This is a genomic window from Flavisphingopyxis soli, assembly GCF_007995095.1.
In the GTDB taxonomy this organism is placed as follows: domain Bacteria; phylum Pseudomonadota; class Alphaproteobacteria; order Sphingomonadales; family Sphingomonadaceae; genus Flavisphingopyxis; species Flavisphingopyxis soli.
Window position 1 is genome coordinate 519,611 of record NZ_VOPY01000001.1, and the last position, 19,535, is coordinate 539,145.

Sequence of the window (19,535 nt, forward strand, 5' to 3'; positions counted from 1 at the left end):
CGCGGCACATGACGGCGATGACCATTCAGCGCTTCTTTTCCGACAACGCCGCGCGCGTCCATCCCCGCGTGATGGAGGCGATCGCCGCCGCCAACCATCCCGACACCGCCTATGATGGCGACGCGCTGTCGGCAAAGCTCGACGATGCGTTTTCCGACCTGTTCGAAACGCGCTGCACCGCATTGTGGATCACCACCGGTACGGCGGCCAATTCGATCGCGCTCGCGCATTATGCGCGCCCTTGGCAGGGTGTGATCTGTCACGAGGAAGCGCATATCGAGGTCGACGAATGCGGCGCCCCGGCGATGTATTCGGGCGGTGCCAAGCTGATCCTCGCGGGGGGCGAAGGGGCCAAGCTTTCGCCTGAGACGATCACTGAAAAATGCGGCCAGATCCGCGCCGACGTCCACCAGGTCCAGCCCAGCGTGGTGTCGATCACCAACGCGTCCGAATACGGCCTCGCCTGGCGCCCGGCCGAGGTCGCCGCGGCCGGCGAGGCGTGCCGCGCGCACCGGCTCAAACTCCACATGGACGGCGCGCGCTTTGCCAATGCGGTCGCCTTTACCGACGCGTCGCCCGCCGACGTCACCTGGCGCGCGGGCGTCGCTGCGCTCAGCTTCGGCTTCGTCAAGAACGGCGGCATGAATGCCGAGGCGCTCGTCTTCTTCGGCGATCAGGACCTGTCGGGCGTGCGCGAACTGCGCAAGCGCGGCGGGCATCTGATGTCGAAAGGCCGCTTCGCCGCAGCGCAGTTGCTCGCGATGCTCGAGGACGAGCTGTGGCTCGCCAATGCGCGCGCCGCCAATGCGGGCGCCGCGTTGATCGCCCAGGCCGCGGGTGAACGCCTGATGCACCCGGTAGAGGCCAACGAACTGTTCGTCCGGCTGTCGGCCGACGAGGCGGCGAGCCTGCGCGCGCAAGGCTTCGATTTCTACGACTGGGGAAGCGGCGCCGCGCGCTTGGTAACCAGCTGGGATCAGGACGCCGCAGCCGTCGCCCCGCTCGCCGACGCGTTGCGCGCGCTGTGAGCGAAGTGCGCGGCGAACCGGGCCACGACGCCCCCACGCTGCTCACCCCGCGCGTCCTGATCCCGTTCATCATCTGCACGCTGATCTGGGGATCGACCTGGATCGTCATTCGCGGGCAATTGGGCGAAGTGCCGGTGACGTGGAGCGTCGCCTATCGCTTCTTCGTCGCCTCGTCCGCAATGTTCGCCTTCGCGCTGTGGAAGCGCAAGCCGCTCGGCCTGACGCGCGGTGGCCACGCGCTCGCGATGCTGATCGGCCTGACCCAGTTCGTCGGCAATTTCAACTTCGTCTATCGCGCCGAACAATATGTCACCTCGGGGCTCGTCGCGGTGCTGTTCGCGCTGCTGATGGTGCCCAACACCGTCTTGTCGCGGATATTCCTCGGCAGCGGCCTGTCGCGGCGCTTTCTCCTTGGCGCGGGCATCGCGATCTGTGGCGTCGCGCTGATGATCGTGCGCGAATATCGCGCGATGGCGCTCGCCGGGGGCGATGCCGGCGGCGACGCGGTGTTGCTCGGCATCGGGCTGACGCTGGCGGGCGTATTCGCCGCCTCGATCGCCAACGTCACGCAGGGCAGCCGCCTCGCCCGCGCGCAAGACATGGCGGTGATGCTCGCCTGGGCGATGCTCTATGGCGCACTTGGCGATGCCGCTTACGCCTGGATCACCGCGGGCCCGCCGGTGATCGCGACCAATGCCGCCTATCTCGGCGGGATCGTCTATCTCGGCATCTTTGCCAGCGCGGTCGCCTTTCCGCTCTATTTCGGCATCATCCGCGAAGTAGGCCCCGGCCAGGCGGCGTGGTCGAGCATGCTCGTCCCGATCATCGCGATGCTGATCTCGACGGTGATGGAGGGCTATCACTGGACGCCCAACGCGATCATCGGCGGTGTGCTCGCCTTCATCGGCCTCGCGATCGCGCTCAAGGCCCGCCCTGCGCGCCCCGTCGTCAGCGGCAACATGACGCCGGTGGCGGTCGAGCCGCCCAAAGCCTGATGCGATCTCTCCCCTCCTCTTCAGAGGAGGGGCTAGACGTTTACCCCCCGTCGATGCGCTCGATATCGGCGCCGACCGCCTGGAGCTTTTCTTCGAGCCGCTCGTAACCGCGATCGAGGTGATAGATGCGGCTGACCTGCGTTTCACCTTCGGCGGCGAGGCCGGCGATTATCAGGCTCATCGATGCGCGCAGGTCGGTCGCCATGACCGGCGCGCCCTTCAGGCCGTCGACGCCGCGAACGATCGCGGTGTGGCCGTCGACCCGGATGTCGGCACCCATGCGGGCAAGCTCGGGAACGTGCATGTAGCGGTTCTCGAAGATCGTCTCGGTCAGCACGCTCGCGCCCTCGGCGAGCGTCAGCATCGCCATGAACTGCGCCTGCATGTCGGTGGCAAAGCCGGGATAGGGCGCGGTGGTCAGGTTGATGCCGCGCAGCTTGCCGTTCGATCCGACATGGACCGCATCGCCGCGCTGTTCGACCGTCGCGCCAGCATCGATCAGCGCATCGACCGTCGCCTGCATCTCGTCGATCCGCGCGCCAACCAGGTCGATCTCGCCGCCGGTGATCAGCGCGGCGCAGGCATAGCTGCCCGCCTCGATGCGGTCGGGCATGACGTTGTAGGTCGCGCCGTGAAGCCGGTCGCGCCCCTCGATCGTCAGCGTCGCGCCGCCGATCCCGTCGATGCTCGCGCCCATCGCGACGAGGCATTTGCACAAATCGACGATCTCTGGCTCGCGCGCCGCATTCTCGATGACGCAGGTGCCCTTGGCGAGCGCGGCGGCCATCAGCGCGTTCTCGGTCGCACCGACCGAAACGACGGGGAAGCGATAGGTGCCGCCCGCCAGCCGCCCGCCCGGGGCGACCGCTTTGACATAGCCCGCGGCGATCTCGATCTCGGCGCCGAACGCCTCGAGCGCTTTCAAATGGAGGTCGATCGGGCGGTTGCCGATTGCGCAGCCGCCGGGCAACGACACCGTCGCCTCGCCGGTGCGCGCGAGCAACGGGCCGAGCACGAGGATCGAGGCGCGCATCTTGCGGACGATGTCGTACGGCGCCATCGTCGCGGTGATGCGGCTCGCGCGGATCGTCATGACCCGGCCGAAATCTTGCGGATGCGATCCCTCGATCATCGTTGTCGCGCCAAGCTGGTTGAGCAGGTGGCCGAAGCTGTCGACGTCGGCCAGCCGCGGCAGGTTGCGCAGCGTCAGCGGTTCGTCGGTGAGGAGTGCGCACGGCAACAGGGTAAGCGCGCTGTTCTTGGCGCCCGAAATCGGGATGCGCCCCTTGAGCGGGTTTCCGCCGCGAATGACAATTTGATCCATCCAAGCGTCATACTGGCTCGGCTTTTCGACGCAAGCCGTCCGACGTTGGACAGGCAGCGCATGTGCGACTATGCCGATCCTCGCGGCGGCCGGATCGCTGCGCCAACGCGCCGATTCATCGGGCAATAAGAGCATCATGACGCCTCGGAGGGTGAACAGTGTCGGGAAGTTGTTTCGCTGAGCATCTCAGCCATTTTGTCGCTCTGAGCGAATCGGAGCGGACTTCGCTGGCGCGGCTCGAGGAGCGCGAACGCGCGATGAAGCGCGGCGAGTTCCTCCAGCGCGAAGGCGACGAGGTCGAGGAAACCTATATCGTCAAGCACGGCCGCCTGATGGGCTATGTCGTCCTCGACGGCGGCAGCCGCCAGATCCTGCGCCATTATTACGCCGGCGATACGCTGGCGGCGAGCAACACGATCTATCGCAACGCGTGCGAGACGATCGTCGCGATCGACGATGCCGTCGTCTGTCCGATCGACAAGGACGGCGTGCGCGGGCTGCTCGAAGAGCATCCGCGCGTCGCTGCGGTGTTGTTCGCGCTCAACCAGGCCGAGCGCGTGACGCTGACCGACCGGCTCGCCTCGATCGGGCGGACCCCGGCAAAGGCGCGCATCGCCGCGATCCTGCTCGACGTATTGTTCCGCCTCAGGCTGATGAAGAATCAGAAGATCACCGAGTTCGACCCGCGCATGACGCAGGAAGAAATGGGCGATGCCACCGGGCTGACCTCGGTCCACGTCAACCGCATGATGCGGGAACTCGACGAGGATGGCCTGATCAAGCGCGACGGATCGACGATCACGGTCATCGATGAGCCGGGCCTGTGCGATCTGGCGCATTACCAGGACCGGTTTGCCGACCTCGATTTCAGCTGGCTGCCCGCCGCACGGAGCTGAGGTTTATGCATTGGGGCGGGACAGCGCGCCTGTCCCTATGCGCGGGCCGGTGCCGTCTCAGGCGGAAGCCGGAAACTACGCCTTTTCGACGGTGCACTGCAGCGGGTGCTGGTTTTCGCGCGCGCAGTCCATCACCTGCGTCGCCTTCATCTCGGCGACTTCATAACTGAACGTGCCGCAGACGCCGACGCCGCGCTGGTGGACGTGGAGCATGACCTGCGTCGCTTCCTCCATGTCCATCTTGAAAAAGCGCTGCAGGACGAGGACGACGAACTCCATCGGCGTATAATCGTCGTTGAGCATCAGCACCTTGTACATCGACGGCTGCTTGGTTTTCGTCCGCGTGCGCGTTGCCACGCCGGTCGAATCGTCGCCGTCGCCATCGTCGATGCGCGGCGGTTTGCTCGCCGCGCGCACGGGCGCGCCGGTGGCAGGACGGAGCATCGGGAAGGATAATCGCATAAGGGTCGTCATTGCCTCAGAATATGGCACGCGGGGGCGATGAAACAAGAGCGTGTTGCATCGCTCTCGCGCGCATGACGCAAAAAGGCCGCCCCAGCCAGATGGCGGAGCGGCCCGTTCGCGTCGGTGCAGCGATGCCGCACCGGTTCCGCGCCTATCAGGCGGCGGTCTTGATCTTCGCAGCGGCTTCGGCGAAGCGGTTCGAGATCGGCTGGAAGCTTTCGCCGGCCAGCTTGACCATCGCTTCGCTGTTCTTCGACGCCTGGGCGACGAGCGTGTCGAAGCTCGAACGGACATAGTCGCCGTGCAGCTTGAACAGCTCGGCGGGCGTCTTGACCGCAGCGAACTTCTTGGCGACGCTCGATGCATCCTCGAGCGACTTGCGCGAGAATTCCATCGTGTCTTCGCCGATCGACTTCAGGCCCTTGGCGGTGATCTTCGTGCTCTCGACGATCGCTTCGACATTGCCCTTCGAGAAAGCGGTGACTTCCTCGGCGGCCTTGGCGGTCTTTTCCATCGTTTCGCGCGTCTTGGCGCTGGCGTCGGCGACGAGCGTCTCGACGCGTGCCTTGGTGTCTTCGGTGACCTTCTTGGCGGTCTTGGTCATGGTCTTGACGGTATCGTTCATGGTGGTGGGTCCTTTCTGGGCGGGCGAGCGCGTGGCGGTCGTCCGGCTGGTTTTGGTCGTTGACTTGGTGGCTGTCTTCTTGGCCGCGGCGCGGCGACGCGGAGCGGGCTTGGCCTTGGCCGGAGCGGCCTTTTGGGCCTTGGGCTTGGCCGCGCTTTTCGGCGCGGGTGCAGCCTCGGCGGCCTTGGCAGCGGGCGCCTTGGTGCCGGCATCGCTCGATGCCTGGGCGAACGCCTGTTCGGCGGTGTCGGTGTTTTTCACGTCGGCCATATCGATGTCATCCTTTGCTGCAGTGCAACATAGACCATCGCGCGGCCGATTTCAAGGTATTTTTGTGCAGTGCAACAAAGAGCGGGAGCCGGGCAGGACGGCCCTCTCCCCCACCGGGGAGAGGCAGCGAGACTTTGCGGCTGTGCCGCCTGGTCGCAGCGGAGAGGGGGGCGTAACGCGCCAGGTCCGCGTCTAGCCGCTGCCCCTCTCAAGACTTGCTACGGCGCTGACGCGACAAGCCAAGTCTTTCTCTCCCCGGTGGGGAGAGAGCCAAGCGATCAACGCGTCTTCACGTAGCGCCCCGGCGCATCCTCGATCGCCTTGCTCTTGCCCTTGCCGGGAATGCGCGCACCCTTGGCGGCGACCTCGCCATAATCCTGCTCGCGGATCCAGCCGATCCAGTCGGTCCACCAGCTGCCCTCGTGCTGCGTCGCGCCCGCGACAAAGTCCTCGAAACCCGCCACGTCGGGATTGTCGTTGGTCCAATAGCCGTATTTCTTCGCGTCGGGATGGTTGATCACGCCCGCGATATGGCCCGATCCGGCGAGCGTGAACTGCTTCGGCCCCGCCAGATGGTCCATCATCCGCCAGACGCTTTCGGCCGGCGCGATATGGTCCTCGCGCCCCGCCTGGATATAGGCCGGCGTCTTGATTTTCGTGAGATCGATCGGCGTGCCGTCGACGACCATCGCGCCCGGCACGACGAGCTTGTTGTCGCGATACAGGTCCTTGAGATAGCCGCGATGCCATTTGGCGGGCAGGTTGGTCGTGTCGCCGTTCCAGTGGAGCATGTCGAACGCCGGATAGGGCTCGCCCATCAAATAGTTGTTGACGACATAGTTCCAGATGAGGTCGCGCCCGCGCAGCGCGTTGAACGTCGCGGCCATGTAGCGCCCGTCGTAATAGCCGTCGGTCTCGAGGCTCTCGATCAGTTTGAGGTGCTCGTCGCCGGTCATCAGCTTGAGATCGCCGGCGCGCTCGAAATCGACCTGCGCGGTAAAGAAGGTCGCCGACTTGATCCGCTCGGCCTCGCCGCGCGCGGTGAGCATCGCGAGCGTTGCCGCCAGCGTCGTGCCCGACACGCAATAGCCGATGGCATGGACCGCATCGACGTCGAGCACGTCGCGGATCGTGTCGACCGCATCGACCTGCGCCGCGACATAATCGTCCCATTCGATATCGGCGAGGCTGGCATCGGCCGATTTCCACGACACGACGAACACGCTCAGCCCCTGCGCCACCGCCCAGGCGATGAAGCTCTTCTTCGGGTTGAGGTCGAGGATATAGAAGCGGTTGATCCACGGCGGGAAGATGACCAGCGGCACTTCGAGCACCGTCTCGGTCGTCGGAGCGTACTGGATCAGCTGGTAGAGCCGCGTCTCGTGGATCACCTTGCCCGGCGTCGCGGCGATGTTGCGGCCGATCTCGAACGCGCCGCTGTCGGTGTGCCGCAACTGCCCGCGGTCGAGGTCGGCGAGCATGTTGGCAAGGCCCGTGATCAAATTCTCGCCGCGCGTCTCGATCGTCCGGCGCAGCACCGCGGGATTGGTCGCGGCGAAATTGGTCGGGCTCATCGCGTCGAGGAAGCCGCGCGTGGTAAAACGCATCTGCGCCTTCTGCTCGGGATCGATGCCATCGATCGCGTCGACCATCGTTTCGAGCTGGCTGGCGATCGCTTCGTAGCTCTGGCGGATGAAGGCAAAGGCGGGCTGCTCGGTCCAGGCGGGGTCGGTGAAGCGGCGATCGGCGGGCGGCGCCTTGGTCTCTTCGGCATCCTTGTCGCTCGCGGTGCTGTCGAGGCCGCTCATCTGCGCCCAGAAATCGAGCCCCTGCTGCCAGACCGCCATGCCCTGGGCCATCGACTGCGCGATCACGTCGCCGCCCGCTGGTGCCACGGGCAGTTCGGCGAACGGCGAGGGCATGCGGGCGATCATCGCCTGCGCCTTGGCCGGGTCCCAGCTCTTGAGCGCGTGCGTCATCAGCATCTGCTGCGCGCGGCCGATCACCCCGGTCCAGTGCTGCATGTCCTCGAGGCTCGGCAGCGCGCCCGGTGCCATCGGGTCGCCCATCGGGTCGCCCATCGTGTCGCTCATCGTCTCGCTGTCGGTCATGCGTCTGTCCTGTTGGTCGGCCGATAATCAGGCGGGGGCCGGGCGTCGTTCGCGCTATAGCGCTCGCGGGCCGTGTCAGCTAGCACGGCGGTCAAAGCAACAACCATGGCATGACCGATTATGTCCGACGAATTCTACCGCATCCGCCGCCTGCCGCCTTATGTCTTTGCCGAGGTCAACGCGATGAAGGCCGCGGCGCGCGCCCGCGGCGAGGACATTGTCGATCTCGGCATGGGCAATCCCGACGGTGCGCCGCCCGCCCATGTCATCGAAAAGCTCGCCGAGGTCGCGCGCAATCCGCACGCGCACGGCTATTCGGCATCGAAGGGAATCAAGGGCCTGAGAAAGGCGCAGGCCGATTATTACGCGCGCCGCTTCAACGTCGATCTCGATCCCGAGACCGAGGTGATCGTCACGCTGGGTTCGAAGGAAGGGCTCGCCAACCTCGCGCAGGCGATCACCGCGCCGGGCGATGTCGTTCTCGCGCCCAACCCGAGCTACCCGATCCACGCCTTCGGCTTCATCATCGCCGGCGCGTCGATCCGCTCGATCCCCGCCGCACCGGGCGAGGATTTCTTCCGCCGGCTCGATTACGCGATGCGCTATACCGTGCCCGCGCCCAAGGTGCTCGTGATCGGCTATCCGTCGAACCCGACCGCCTATGTCGCCAGCCTCGATTTCTATCGTGAGGTCGTCGCCTTCGCCAAGCGGCACGACCTCATCGTCATCTCCGATCTGGCCTACGCCGAGATCTATTTCGGCGACACGCCGACCCCCTCGATCCTCCAGGTTCCGGGCGGCAAGGATGTCGCGGTCGAGTTCACCTCGCTGTCGAAGACCTATTCGATGGCGGGCTGGCGGATCGGCTTCGCGGTCGGCAATGCGCGGCTGATCGATGCCCTCGCTCGCGTGAAATCCTATCTCGATTACGGCGCCTTCACGCCGATCCAGGCCGCGGCCACAGCCGCCTTGAATGGCCCGCAGGACATCGTCGCAGCCAACCGCGCATTGTACAAGAAACGCCGCGACGTGCTCGTTGACAGCTTCGGCCGCGCCGGCTGGGACATCCCCGTGCCCGAGGCGTCGATGTTCGCCTGGGCACCGATCCCGCCCGCGCTCGCCGAGATGGGCTCGGTCGCCTTTGCCAAGGACCTGCTGACGCACGCCGGCGTCGCGGTCGCACCCGGTGCGGGCTTCGGCGAGGAGGGCGAGGGGTTCGTCCGCCTCGCGCTGGTCGAGAACGAACAGCGCATCCGCCAGGCGGCACGCGGGCTCAAACGCTATCTCGCCGCACGCGGCGTCGCGATCCCCGCTGAGCCGGTCACGTGATCGGCGAAACGATCCAGCTCAGCCTCGCGCCCGCCTTCCTGCTGGTGGCGACGAGCGGTATCCTCAACGTCGTCACCGGGCGGCTCGCGCGCGTCGTCGACCGCGCGCGCAAGCTGATCGAACAGCATGGCGATACGCGCGGTATAGAACATGCCCGCGTCGTCGCTGAACTGCGCCTGCTCGACCGGAGGATGGTGATCATTAACTGGTCGGTCGGCCTTGCCGTCGCCTGCGGCATCACCGTCTGCCTGATGGTCGCGATGCTGTTCTTCGTTGGCGCGGGGCATATCGATCTCGGCATGCCCGTCTCGGCGCTGTTCATCATCGCGATGACGCTGCTGCTCGGATCCTTGCTGTTGTTCCTGATCGAGGTCAGGCTGGCGATCCGGACAATCCACGTACCGATGGAGCTGCTGGAGAAATAGCCGCCGATCGACTATGCTGCGCGGCGCACCCATTATAGGAGAGATGGTCATGAAGACGTCACTTGCCGGTCTCGCCGCCGCGCTCGCCCTGCTGCTATCGGCATCACCCGCCTTGGCAGGCCCCAGTCAGGTTTCGCCCGCCATCACCGCGACCAAGGGCCGCGCCGCCGAGCACGTTAAGCTTGACGATCTCCGCAAACCTTCGGAAATTCTTGCCTTCGCCGATTTTGCCAAGGGCGACACGATCGTCGATCTGATGCCGGGCACGGGATATTATTCGGAACTCCTGTCGCGCGTCGTCGGACCCAAGGGCACGATCCTGGCGGTCGAACCTGCGCCCTCTTACGATAACGACAAGGCCAGGGCGGCATGGCAACGGCTGGTCGCGGACTATCCGAACGTCCAGCTGATGCCCATCGATTTTCGCGGCCTTGCGCTCGCGCCCGACAGTGTTGACGGCATGATGCTGCACATGGTGTTTCACGATCTCTATTGGCAAAGCGAACAGTATAAATTCCCGCGGCTCGACGTTGCCGCGGTGCTCGCCAATTTCTATCGCGCGGTGCGCCCGGGCGGGACGGTTGTCGTTGTCGATCATGTCGGACCGGCGGGCGATACGCGCGACGTGGTCGAAAAATTCCACCGGATCGATCCGCAAACGGCACGGTCCGCGCTGGAAGCGGCGGGCTTCGTCTTCGACGGGGAAAGCGACGTGTTGATCAATACGAGCGACGATATGACCAAAAGCGTCTTCGACCCGGCGGTGCGCGGAAAGACCAGTCGATTCGCCTATCGCTTCAAGAAACCCGAATGACGGGTGACCCGGCCCCGGCGCGTAGTCCTCTGCGCGAGCGTCGCGTGCTCCAGATCATCGTCGCGCTCGCCTGCATCGTCCCGTTCTACGCCGGCGGATCGGGCGTGGTGTGGGGCGCGGATTTCATCCACGGCGCCAATATCGTCTCGCAGGATCTCGACAGCCATTTCCGTTATCTCAGCGGGCTGCTGCTCGGCATCGGCGTGATGTTCGCCAGCTGCATTCCCCGGATCGAGACCGCGACCGGGCGCTTCCAGACGCTCGGCATCGTCGTCATCGTCGGCGGCCTCGCGCGCGCTTACGGCATGACCGTGATGGGCGTGCCCTCGGGCGGGCAAATGTTCGGCCTCGCGATGGAGATCGGCGTCGTCCCGCTGCTGATGGCGTGGCAGGCGAACTTCGCCTGGCGCCACGCCCGTGCCGAACGGCGCGCGGCTATTGCGCCGTAGCCTCCGGGCTTTCCCCCGTCGTTGCAATGAAGCTTGGCGTCACGATCCGCGGGCGCGCCTGTTCAAAGGCATAGCCAGCGCTCAGCACCTTGGCGTCCTGCCATTTGCCGCCAATGAAGCTGATCCCCACTGGCAGGTCGCCGATTGTCCCGCCGGGCACGGTCAGGTGCGGATAGCCTGCCACCGCGGGCAGCTGGCTGACGCTTGGCCCCGAATAGGCGTCGCCCTTGCCGAGCGTGCTGAGCCAGGCCGGACCGTTGGTCACGCCCATCAGGACATCGACCTTGTACGTCCGCATCAGCCGGTCGATCCCGTCGGGTCCGGCCAGCGTGCGCGCCGCATCGCGCGTCTTGATATAGCCCGCATCATCGAGCCCCGGCTTGCCTTGCGCGAGGGTAAACAGCTCTTGGCCGAAATAGCGCATTTCGGTGTCGGCATGCGCCTCGTTAAAGGCGATGAGATCGGCGAGCGTGCGCGTCTTCACTGCGGCGGGCGTCGAGGCGAGATAGGCGTCGAGATCGGCCTTGAGTTCGACCATCAGGATTTCGAGCTCGTCATCGCCAAGCGTGTCCATCCCCGCATTGCTGTCCGAAATCTCGACGATCTCGGCGCCCTTGGCGCGCAGCGTCGCCAGCGCCTCGTCGAGGATCGAGTGGATCGACGGATCGTCGCCGATCTGGTCGATAAGCACGCCGATGCGCTTGCCCGCGAGCCAGTCGGGGTCGAGCGCGGCGGCAAAATCGGTCTTGTGCAGGTCGGCCTCGGCGGTCGCCGGATCGGCGGGGTCGCTGCCCGCCATCGCGGTCAGCATCATCGCCGCGTCGCGGACGCTGCCCGTCATCGGCCCGGCGGTATCCTGGCTGTGGCTGATCGGGACGATATAGGTCCGGCTGACGAGGCCGACGGTCGGCTTGAACCCGACGACGCCGTTGACCCCCGAGGGGCAGGTGATCGATCCGTCGGTTTCGGTGCCGATCGTGCCCGCGGCCAGTCCCGCCGCCATCGCCGCACCGCTGCCCGCCGACGATCCGCAGGTGTTGCGGTCGAGGACATGCGGGTTCTTTGTCAGCCCGCCGACCGCGCTCCAGCCGCTGGTCGAATTGCCCGACCGGATATTGGCCCATTCGCTAAGGTTGGTCTTGCCGAGGATGATCGCACCGGCGGCCTTGAGGCGTGCAATCATCGGCGCGTCGCGGTTGGTCACATTGTCGGCGAGCGCGATCGATCCGGCGGTCGTCGGCAGGGGGCCTGCCGCCTCGATATTGTCCTTGATCAGGATCGGGATGCCGTGGAGCGGCCCGCGAACCTGGCCCGCGGCGCGTTCGGCATCGCGCGCCCGCGCCTGGTCGAGCGCGTCGGGCATCGTCGCGATCACGGCGTTCAATGTCGGCCCGGCATCGTCGATCGCGGCGATCCGCGCAAGATAGCCCGCGGTGATCGCCTCGCTCGTCGTGTCGCCGCGCGCCATTGCCGCCGACAGCTCGGCGATGCTGAGTACCTCGATCCCCGGCGTCTCGACCGCACCGGTGCTGGCTGCTGCCGCGGCGACAGGTGGCGGCGCATCGGCTGTTGCGACGCTTATCGGTGCACTCGCACAGCCGACGAGCAGCATCGCGGTGGTAACGGTCAAGATGGAACGGATCATGGCAAGCCCCCTGGTTAGGGAGCGACCATAACGCCCGCGGACCAAAGCGCGAGTGGGTAAACGCACTTACTGCGTCATTGCGAGGAGCCGCAGGCGACGCGGCAACCTCCGCGAAGCTGCGAGCCCTTCGCAAACCGCCGCCGTCGTTATCGGGGGAGCTGCCATCCTCGCGAGAGATTGCTTCGCTAGGCTCGCAATGAAGAATGAGGGAATTTCCTACGCCATGCCCTCAATCGGCGAACGGATCGCGGACCAGGATCGTGTCCTCGCGCTCGGGACTGGTCGACACCAGCGCGACGGGGCAACCGATCAGCTCCTCGACGCGCCGCACGTACTTGATCGCGCGCGCGGGCAGGTCGTTCCAGCTGCGCGCACCGGCGCACGACCCTTCCCAGCCGGCCATCTCCTCGTAGATCGGCTCGACCGCGGCCTGGTCGGCGGCGTGCGCGGGGAAATGGTCGAGGATCTCGCCGTGGAGGCGATAGCCGGTGCAGATGCTGACCGTCTCGAAACCATCAAGCACGTCGAGTTTGGTCAGTGCGATGCCGGTGACGCCCGATACTGCGACCGATTGCCGCACGAGGACCGCATCGAACCAGCCGCAGCGGCGCTTGCGCCCGGTGACGGTGCCGAATTCATGGCCGCGCTCGCCGAGCTTCTGTCCGGTGGCGTCGTCGAGCTCGGTCGGGAAGGGGCCCGATCCGACGCGCGTCGTATAGGCCTTGGCGATGCCGAGGACGAAACCGACCGCATTGGGGCCCAGGCCCGATCCCGCCGCGGCGGTGCCGGCAACGGTGTTCGAACTGGTGACGAACGGATAGGTGCCGTGGTCGATGTCGAGCAGGACGCCCTGCGCGCCTTCGAACAATATGCGCTTGCCGCGCGCACGCGCCTCGCCGAGCGTCTTCCACACCGGTCCGGCGAATTGCAGCACGAAATCCGCGATTTCGGTGAGGTCGTCGATCAGCCGCTGGCGATCGATCGGCGGTTCGCCAAAGCCCGCGCGCAGCGCATCGTGGTGCGCGGTCAGCCGGTCGAGCTGCGGCTCGAGATGGTCGAGATGGGCAAGGTCACAGACGCGGATCGCGCGCCGCCCGACCTTGTCCTCGTACGCCGGACCGATGCCGCGCAGCGTCGTGCCGATCTTGCCCGCGCCGCTGGCGGCTTCGCGCAGTCCGTCGAGATCGCGGTGGAAGGGCAGGATCAGCGCGCAATTGTCGGCAATGTGCAGCGTCTCGGGCGAAATCGCGACGCCCTGGCCGCGCAATTTCTCGACCTCGGCCTTCAATGCCCACGGATCGAGCACGACGCCGTTGCCGATGACGCTCGGCGTCCCGCGCACGATGCCCGATGGCAGCAGCGAGAGTTTATAGACCTTCTCGCCGACGACGAGCGTGTGGCCGGCATTGTGGCCGCCCTGGAAACGGACGACGACGTCGGCGCGGCTGGCGAGCCAGTCGACGATCTTGCCCTTGCCCTCGTCGCCCCATTGCGCGCCGATTACTGCTACGTTTGCCATATCCGTCGTCCTATTTCGTCACGAATGCCAAAGCCGCGCGCGCCTTAGCCGCTAGCGGATCAAAAGCGAAGCGCCTTGACCTTCTTGACACCTTCGAGCGCGCATACCTGGTCGAGCACCGCGCCGTCGACCGGCGCATCGACCGACAGCATCAGCACGGCATCGCCGCCCCTGTTCTTGTCGGCCAGCCGCCGTCCGAGGTGGAAGTTGCCGATATTCACCCCCGCTGCGCCCAATGTCATGCCGAGCCGGCCGATGAAGCCCGGCGTGTCCTCGTTGACGATATAGATCATGTCGCCATCCAGATCGGTCTCTATTCGCGTTCCGGCAATCTCGACCAGCCGCGGCGCGGCGTCGCCGAACAGGCTGCCCGCGACCTCACGCCGCCGCTCGGGGCCGGTCGCGGTGACGCGCACCAGCGTGTGATAATCGCCCTCGCGTTCGTGGCGCACTTCGCGCACGTCGAGGCCGCGCTCTTTCGCCAGATACGGCGCGTTGACCATGTTGACCGTGTCCGAATAGCTGCGCATCAGCCCGGCGAGCACGGCGGCGGTAATCGGTTTCTGGTTGAGTTCGGCTGCCGCACCCTCGACCTCGACCGACAGGCTGGTGATGTCCGACCCTTCGAGCTGGCCGACCAGGCTGCCGAGCTTTTCGGCGAGCGCCATATAGGGTTTGAGCCGCGGCGCTTCCTCGGCCGACATGCTCGGCACGTTCAATGCATTGGTGATGCCGCCGTCGCAGAGGAAATCGCTCAACTGCTCGGCGACCTGGATCGCGACGTTGACCTGCGCCTCGTCGGTCGAGGCACCGAGATGCGGCGTGCAGACAAGGTTGGGCGTGCCGAACAATGGATTGTCCTTGGCCGGCTCCTGCGCAAACACGTCGAGCGCGGCGCCGGCGACCTGGCCGCTGTCGAGCGCCTCCTTCAGAGCGACTTCGTCGATCAGCCCGCCGCGCGCACAGTTGACGATGCGCACGCCTTTCTTGGTCTTCGCCAGCGCATCGCGCGACAGTATCCCGCGCGTCGCATCGGTCAGCGGCGTGTGCAGCGTGATGAAATCGGCGCGCGCGAGCAGCGTATCGAGATCGACCTTTTCGACCCCCATTTCGATCGCGCGTTCGGCCGTCAGGAAGGGATCATAGGCGACCACCTTCATCCTGAGCCCGCGCGCGCGGTCGGCGACGATGCTGCCGATATTGCCCGCACCGATCAGGCCAAGCGTCTTGGCGGTCAGTTCGACCCCCATGAAACGGTTCTTTTCCCATTTGCCCGCCTGCGTCGAGGCGTCGGCCTCGGGCAGTTGCCGGGCGAGGGCAAAGATCATCGCGATCGCGTGTTCGGCGGTGGTGATCGAATTGCCGAACGGCGTGTTCATGACGATCACGCCCTTGGCCGAGGCGGCGGGGACGTCGATATTGTCGACCCCGATCCCGGCGCGGCCGATGACCTTGAGGTTGGTCGCGGCGGCGAGCAGCTCCTTGGTGACCTTGGTCGAAGACCGGATCGCGAGGCCGTCATAATTGCCGATGATGGCTTTCAGTTCATCGGGCGTCTGGCCGGTAATCTCGTCAACCTCGACCCCGCGGCTGCGGAAAATCTCGGCCGCCTTGGGCGACATGCTGTCGGAAATCAGGACTTTGGGCATAGGGAATTCCTTGGGTCACCGGCGTGCGCCGGGCTTGGTCAGTCAGCGGATTTGGCGGTCGCATAGGCCCAGTCGAGCCACGGGCCGAGCGCGACGATATCGGCGGTGTCGACCGTCGCGCCGCACCAGATCCTGAGGCCCGGCGGGGCATCGCGATAGCCCGCTATGTCATGGGCCGCGCCGGCCTTGTCGAGCGCGCCCGCCATCGCCTTGATCATCGCCTCGTCGGCGCCGGCGACGGTCAGGCAGACGCTGGTCCGCGATCGCGTCGCGGGGTCGATCGCGAGGTGGCCGAGCCAGTCGCGTGTCGCAACGATCGCGTCGAGCGCGGCGGCATTGGCGTCGCTGCGCGCGATCAAACCATTGGCCCCGCCGATGCGCTGCGCCCATTCGAGCGCCCAGATCGCATCCTCGACCGCGAGCATCGACGGCGTGTTGATCGTCTCGCCCCGGAACACGCCCTCGTTGAGCGCGCCCTTGGCGATCAGGCGAAACAGCTTGGGCAGCGGCCAGGGCGGCGTGTAGCTTTCGAGCCGCTCGACCGCGCGCGGGCCGAGGATCAGCACGCCGTGCGCGCCCTCGCCGCCGAGCACCTTTTGCCAGCTGAAGGTCGCGACGTCGATCTTGTCCCATGGCAGGTCATAGGCGAACACCGCGCTGGTCGCGTCGGCGAAGCTCAGGCCCTCGCGATCGTCGGCAATCCAGTCGCCGTCGGGGACGCGCACGCCGCTCGTCGTGCCGTTCCAGGTGAACAGGACATCGTTCGACCAGTCGACCTGCGCCAAATCGGGCAGCGCGCCGTAATCGGCACGGATCACCGTCGGATCGATCTTGAGCTGCTTGGCCGCGTCGGTCACCCAGCCTTCGCCGAAGCTTTCCCAGGCGAGCGTGGTGACGCCCCGCGCGCCGAGCATCGTCCACATCGCCATTTCGAACGCGCCGGTATCGCTGCCCGGGACGATGCCGATGCGATGCGTGTCGGGCAGGCGGAGCAATTCGCGCATCAGGTCGATACAGTAAGCAAGGCGTGCCTTGCCGATCTTCGACCGATGCGATCGGCCGAGGCTTTCGGTAGCGAGGTTTTGCGGTGACCAGCCGGGCGGCTTGGCACACGGGCCCGATGAGAAATAGGGGCGCGCCGGACGCACGTCGGGCGTCGGCAGAGGTTCATTCGTCACAATATTCTCTCCTTACAGAGAGCGCGCGCCGCGTTGGGACGGCGTGGCCCACCGACGGACATAGGGCCGTGACGCTGGCGGTCAATGACGAACGCGAATGCGGCGACGTTATCAATTCATTTGTAACGGTTTTTATCTGGTTCGGCCGATGGAGTCCGCCCGGATCAATTTTCCCCTGACTTTGTCGAACGGCACCTTCTGCAGATAGCCGGGTGCCGGATAAAGCGCCCGATGCGCCCGCGAATCAAGGTAAACGATCCACTAACCATCGCTATCACAACGATTTTAACTAGAATCACCGATAGTGTGGATATGGCTAATTCCCCCGTAACCCACCGCGTTCGTTTCGCGATCATGCTAGGCCCGCTGGCGCTGGCCAGCTGTATCGCCGGCGGGGAGCAGCAGCGCGTCGAAGCGCCGCAGCAGCGCTCGGCGGCACCGCGCGTTGCCGCGCGCCCGGCCTATCAGCCGCCAATGACGCCCAACCAGTGTTTTGCCGAGCTCAAGGCCGCCGATGTGCGCTTCTCGCCGCTCGCCGATCGCAGCGAGGATGGCGGCTGCCGGACGATCGATACGATCAAGCTGCTCGATTTCGGGACGCCGACGACCAATCTTGGCGCGATGACCTGCCCGCTGGCAAAGAATTTCGCTGCCTGGGCGCGCTATGCAGTGATCCCCGCGGCACAAGTCTATCTCGGCGAAAAGGTCGTCAAGATCGAGACGATGGGCAGCTATAGCTGTCGCAACATCTACGGCGGCCGCTCGGGTCGGCTGTCGCAGCACGCCTTTGCCAACGCCGTCGACGTGTCGGCCTTCGTGCTGGCCGACGGGCGCCGGATCAGCGTCGAAAAGAACTGGAACGGCAGCGCCAAGGAGCGCGCCTTTCTCGAAGCGCTGCACACCTCGGCGTGCCGCCGCTTCGGCACCGTGCTCGGTCCCGAATACAATGCCGCGCACTATAATCACTTCCATTTCGACATGTCGGGTAACGGCTACTGCCGCTGATTGAGCCCCTGCGGTAAAGCGATGGACGCGGCGCGACCGAGGCGCTAGCGCTCGGCTCATGACCGAACCCAAGAAACTAGAACAGTCGCGTTTTCACAAAGCGCGCGAAGACGCCGGATTCGCCAAGGGCGGCATCCATACGCCGCAGACCGAAAGCGGCGCCTATACGCTCGCTTTCCAGGATACCGATTTCCTCCTCCGCGAGGATCTCCGCCCGGTCCGCTTCCAGCTCGAACTGCTCAAGCCCGAGCTGCTGCTCAACGAGGCGAAGATCGCCTCGATGCTCGTCATCTACGGCTCGGCGCGGATTCCCGAACCGACGATGGCGGCCGAACGGCTCAAGCTGGCGACCGGCGAATACGAGACCAGGGTTGCGCAGCGGCTGGTCGCCAAGGCGAAATATTACGACGAGGCGCGCAAGCTTGCCTGCCTGGCTTCGCAGACGCCCGTCGCGGCCAATGGCGACCGCCACTTCGTCGTCTGTTCGGGCGGCGGTCCGTCGATCATGGAGGCGGCCAATCGCGGCGCGTGCGACGCGGGCGCCGAATCGGTCGGGCTCAACATCGTCCTGCCGCACGAACAGGCGCCCAACCAGTACGTTACCCCCGATTTGAGCTTCCAGTTCCACTATTTCGCGCTGCGCAAGATGCACTTCCTGCTGCGGGCTCGCGCGGTCGCTGCCTTCCCCGGCGGCTTCGGCACCTTCGACGAGACGTTCGAGCTGCTGACGCTGATCCAGACGGGCAAGATCAAGCCGATGCCGGTGCTGTTGTTCGGCAAGGAATTCTGGACGCGGGTGATCGATTTCGACGCGCTCGCCGAAGAGGGCGTCATCAGCCCCGCCGATCTGTCGCTGTTCCAGTTCGTCGAGACCGCCGAAGAAGCCTGGGACGTCATCCGCAAATTCTACGCCGATCGCGACGAAGACGCGGGCGAATAGGGGGCGGGGGGCGAACCCGATTCCCGTGTTGGCCTAATGGAATGGAGCGCCATTCGCGCGCCAGCCACGGTTATTAGTTTGCGGTCGCGGGCTGCGTGGTGACCATGCCCGGGGCGGGCGCCTCGGGCATCGGCTTGGTCGCATCGCCTGCCGCCGGAGCGGCGGCCGGAGCCGCCTCGTTGTCCGTCGCGGCATCGCCGCCTGCGGGGGCCGCGGCTTCGGGTGGCGGAGCAGCGGGCAGCGGCAGGTTCGAGCCCTGGCTGTTGAGATAGGCGACGAGGTTGGCGCGGTCCTCGGCGCTCGACAGGCCGGCAAAGCTCATCAGCGTGCCCGGCGCGAACTTCTTGGGGCTCTTCAGCCAGGCATCGAGATTGTCGAACGTCCACGTTCCGCCATGGCCCGACAGCGCGCTCGAAAAGCCGAAACCGGCCTTGCCCTGGCCGATTGCCTCGCCAACGGTGGCATAGAGGTTCGGGCCGATGCCATTGGCGCCGCCGGCGTTGATCGTGTGACAGGCGGTGCACTTCTTGAATACCGCTTCGCCCTTGGCGACGTCGGCGGCAGCGAGCAGCGCGGTGAACGACGGGCCGCTGTCGGCAGCCCCGGCCTCTTCGCCGCCTTCGATCGCGAAGCCCGGCGTTTCGGGTTCTTCGTCGTGGAAATACTTGCCGGTGACGATCGACAGGCCCAGCGCCGCGATACCGCCAAACAAAACCCAGCCGGCGATGGTATTGGTGCGATCGTGCATGTCGGAACTACCCCTGAAGGAAACACGCTGGGCTCAGCGCAGAAATGGAATGTGGCACCCCATAATCGCCGAGCGCGGCGTCCGCAAGATGAGCGACGCAAGATTATGCTCGCGCCGAGG

At 65.8% G+C, this 19,535-nt stretch carries 18 protein-coding genes; 9 read left to right on the plus strand and 9 right to left on the minus strand.

What is annotated here, in order from left to right; all coding sequences use genetic code 11:
* Positions 1-17 precede the first annotated feature (17 nt).
* Positions 18-1,028, plus strand: a complete 1,011-nt coding sequence (locus tag FSZ31_RS02570) for a threonine aldolase family protein (RefSeq protein WP_147121478.1) — start codon at positions 18-20, stop codon at positions 1,026-1,028.
* Positions 1,025-2,023 carry a DMT family transporter gene (locus FSZ31_RS02575; protein ID WP_236643627.1) on the plus strand — a complete coding sequence of 333 codons (999 nt, stop codon included), beginning with the start codon at positions 1,025-1,027 and terminating at the stop codon, positions 2,021-2,023. The genes FSZ31_RS02570 and FSZ31_RS02575 overlap by 4 nt, the downstream gene beginning before the upstream one ends.
* Positions 2,024-2,063: 40 nt before the next feature.
* Here the strand turns inward: FSZ31_RS02575 and murA are convergent, their stop codons facing one another.
* Positions 2,064-3,347 (minus strand): UDP-N-acetylglucosamine 1-carboxyvinyltransferase, encoded by a 1,284-nt coding sequence (murA, locus tag FSZ31_RS02580; protein ID WP_147121479.1) that lies wholly within the window; start codon positions 3,345-3,347, stop codon positions 2,064-2,066.
* Positions 3,348-3,505: 158 nt separating this feature from the next.
* Between murA and FSZ31_RS02585 the strand changes: the two genes are divergently transcribed.
* A complete protein-coding gene (locus tag FSZ31_RS02585; RefSeq protein ID WP_147121480.1) occupies positions 3,506-4,243 on the plus strand; it encodes a Crp/Fnr family transcriptional regulator in 738 nt (245 codons plus the stop codon).
* A gap of 75 nt (positions 4,244-4,318) precedes the next feature.
* Here FSZ31_RS02585 and clpS read toward each other — a convergent pair whose 3' ends face one another.
* From clpS to FSZ31_RS02600, 3 genes are all read right to left on the minus strand, one after another.
* A complete protein-coding gene (clpS, locus tag FSZ31_RS02590) occupies positions 4,319-4,687 on the minus strand; it encodes an ATP-dependent Clp protease adapter ClpS (protein WP_236643628.1) in 369 nt (122 codons plus the stop codon).
* Positions 4,688-4,862: 175 nt separating this feature from the next.
* A complete protein-coding gene (locus tag FSZ31_RS02595; protein ID WP_147121482.1) occupies positions 4,863-5,603 on the minus strand; it encodes a phasin family protein in 741 nt (246 codons plus the stop codon).
* A 278-nt stretch (positions 5,604-5,881) separates the two neighbouring features.
* On the minus strand, positions 5,882-7,696 hold the full coding sequence (locus FSZ31_RS02600) for a PHA/PHB synthase family protein (RefSeq protein ID WP_147122512.1): 1,815 nt from the start codon (positions 7,694-7,696) through the stop codon (positions 5,882-5,884).
* Positions 7,697-7,834: 138 nt separating this feature from the next.
* Here FSZ31_RS02600 and FSZ31_RS02605 point away from each other — a divergent pair, with 138 nt between their 5' ends.
* Genes FSZ31_RS02605 through FSZ31_RS02620 form a run of 4 tightly spaced genes read left to right on the plus strand, consistent with a single transcriptional unit; the run spans position 7,835 to position 10,731 of the window.
* Positions 7,835-9,043, plus strand: a complete 1,209-nt coding sequence (locus tag FSZ31_RS02605; RefSeq protein ID WP_147121483.1) for an LL-diaminopimelate aminotransferase — start codon at positions 7,835-7,837, stop codon at positions 9,041-9,043.
* A complete protein-coding gene (locus FSZ31_RS02610) occupies positions 9,040-9,468 on the plus strand; it encodes a DUF2721 domain-containing protein (RefSeq protein WP_147121484.1) in 429 nt (142 codons plus the stop codon). The genes FSZ31_RS02605 and FSZ31_RS02610 overlap by 4 nt, the downstream gene beginning before the upstream one ends.
* Positions 9,469-9,517: 49 nt before the next feature.
* Complete coding sequence (locus FSZ31_RS02615; RefSeq protein WP_161595926.1) at positions 9,518-10,282, plus strand: class I SAM-dependent methyltransferase; 765 nt, start codon at positions 9,518-9,520, stop codon at positions 10,280-10,282.
* The gene (locus tag FSZ31_RS02620) at positions 10,279-10,731 is read left to right on the plus strand and encodes a DUF4345 domain-containing protein (RefSeq protein WP_147121486.1); all 453 of its coding nucleotides are present in this window, start codon (positions 10,279-10,281) and stop codon (positions 10,729-10,731) included. The genes FSZ31_RS02615 and FSZ31_RS02620 overlap by 4 nt, the downstream gene beginning before the upstream one ends.
* Here FSZ31_RS02620 and FSZ31_RS02625 read toward each other — a convergent pair.
* From FSZ31_RS02625 to FSZ31_RS02640, 4 genes are all read right to left on the minus strand, one after another.
* The gene (locus FSZ31_RS02625) at positions 10,718-12,376 is read right to left on the minus strand and encodes an amidase (RefSeq protein WP_147121487.1); all 1,659 of its coding nucleotides are present in this window, start codon (positions 12,374-12,376) and stop codon (positions 10,718-10,720) included. The genes FSZ31_RS02620 and FSZ31_RS02625 overlap by 14 nt on opposite strands.
* A 229-nt stretch (positions 12,377-12,605) precedes the next feature.
* Positions 12,606-13,895, minus strand: coding sequence for an adenylosuccinate synthase (locus FSZ31_RS02630; protein WP_147121488.1), 1,290 nt, complete (start codon positions 13,893-13,895; stop codon positions 12,606-12,608).
* 59 nt (positions 13,896-13,954) lie between these two features.
* On the minus strand, positions 13,955-15,544 hold the full coding sequence (gene serA / locus FSZ31_RS02635) for a phosphoglycerate dehydrogenase (protein ID WP_147121489.1): 1,590 nt from the start codon (positions 15,542-15,544) through the stop codon (positions 13,955-13,957).
* Between the two features lie 38 nt (positions 15,545-15,582).
* Entirely contained in the window at positions 15,583-16,722 is a 1,140-nt protein-coding gene (locus FSZ31_RS02640; protein ID WP_236643629.1) for a phosphoserine transaminase, read from the minus strand.
* 312 nt (positions 16,723-17,034) lie between these two features.
* Here FSZ31_RS02640 and FSZ31_RS02645 point away from each other — a divergent pair, with 312 nt between their 5' ends.
* Together FSZ31_RS02645 and FSZ31_RS02650 are read left to right on the plus strand one after the other, a co-directional pair.
* Positions 17,035-17,727 carry an extensin-like domain-containing protein gene (locus FSZ31_RS02645; protein WP_147121491.1) on the plus strand — a complete coding sequence of 231 codons (693 nt, stop codon included), beginning with the start codon at positions 17,035-17,037 and terminating at the stop codon, positions 17,725-17,727.
* A gap of 58 nt (positions 17,728-17,785) precedes the next feature.
* Complete coding sequence (locus tag FSZ31_RS02650; RefSeq protein WP_147121492.1) at positions 17,786-18,667, plus strand: LOG family protein; 882 nt, start codon at positions 17,786-17,788, stop codon at positions 18,665-18,667.
* A gap of 73 nt (positions 18,668-18,740) precedes the next feature.
* Here the strand turns inward: FSZ31_RS02650 and FSZ31_RS02655 are convergent, their stop codons facing one another.
* The gene (locus FSZ31_RS02655; RefSeq protein WP_147121493.1) at positions 18,741-19,415 is read right to left on the minus strand and encodes a c-type cytochrome; all 675 of its coding nucleotides are present in this window, start codon (positions 19,413-19,415) and stop codon (positions 18,741-18,743) included.
* Positions 19,416-19,535: the final 120 nt, after the last annotated feature.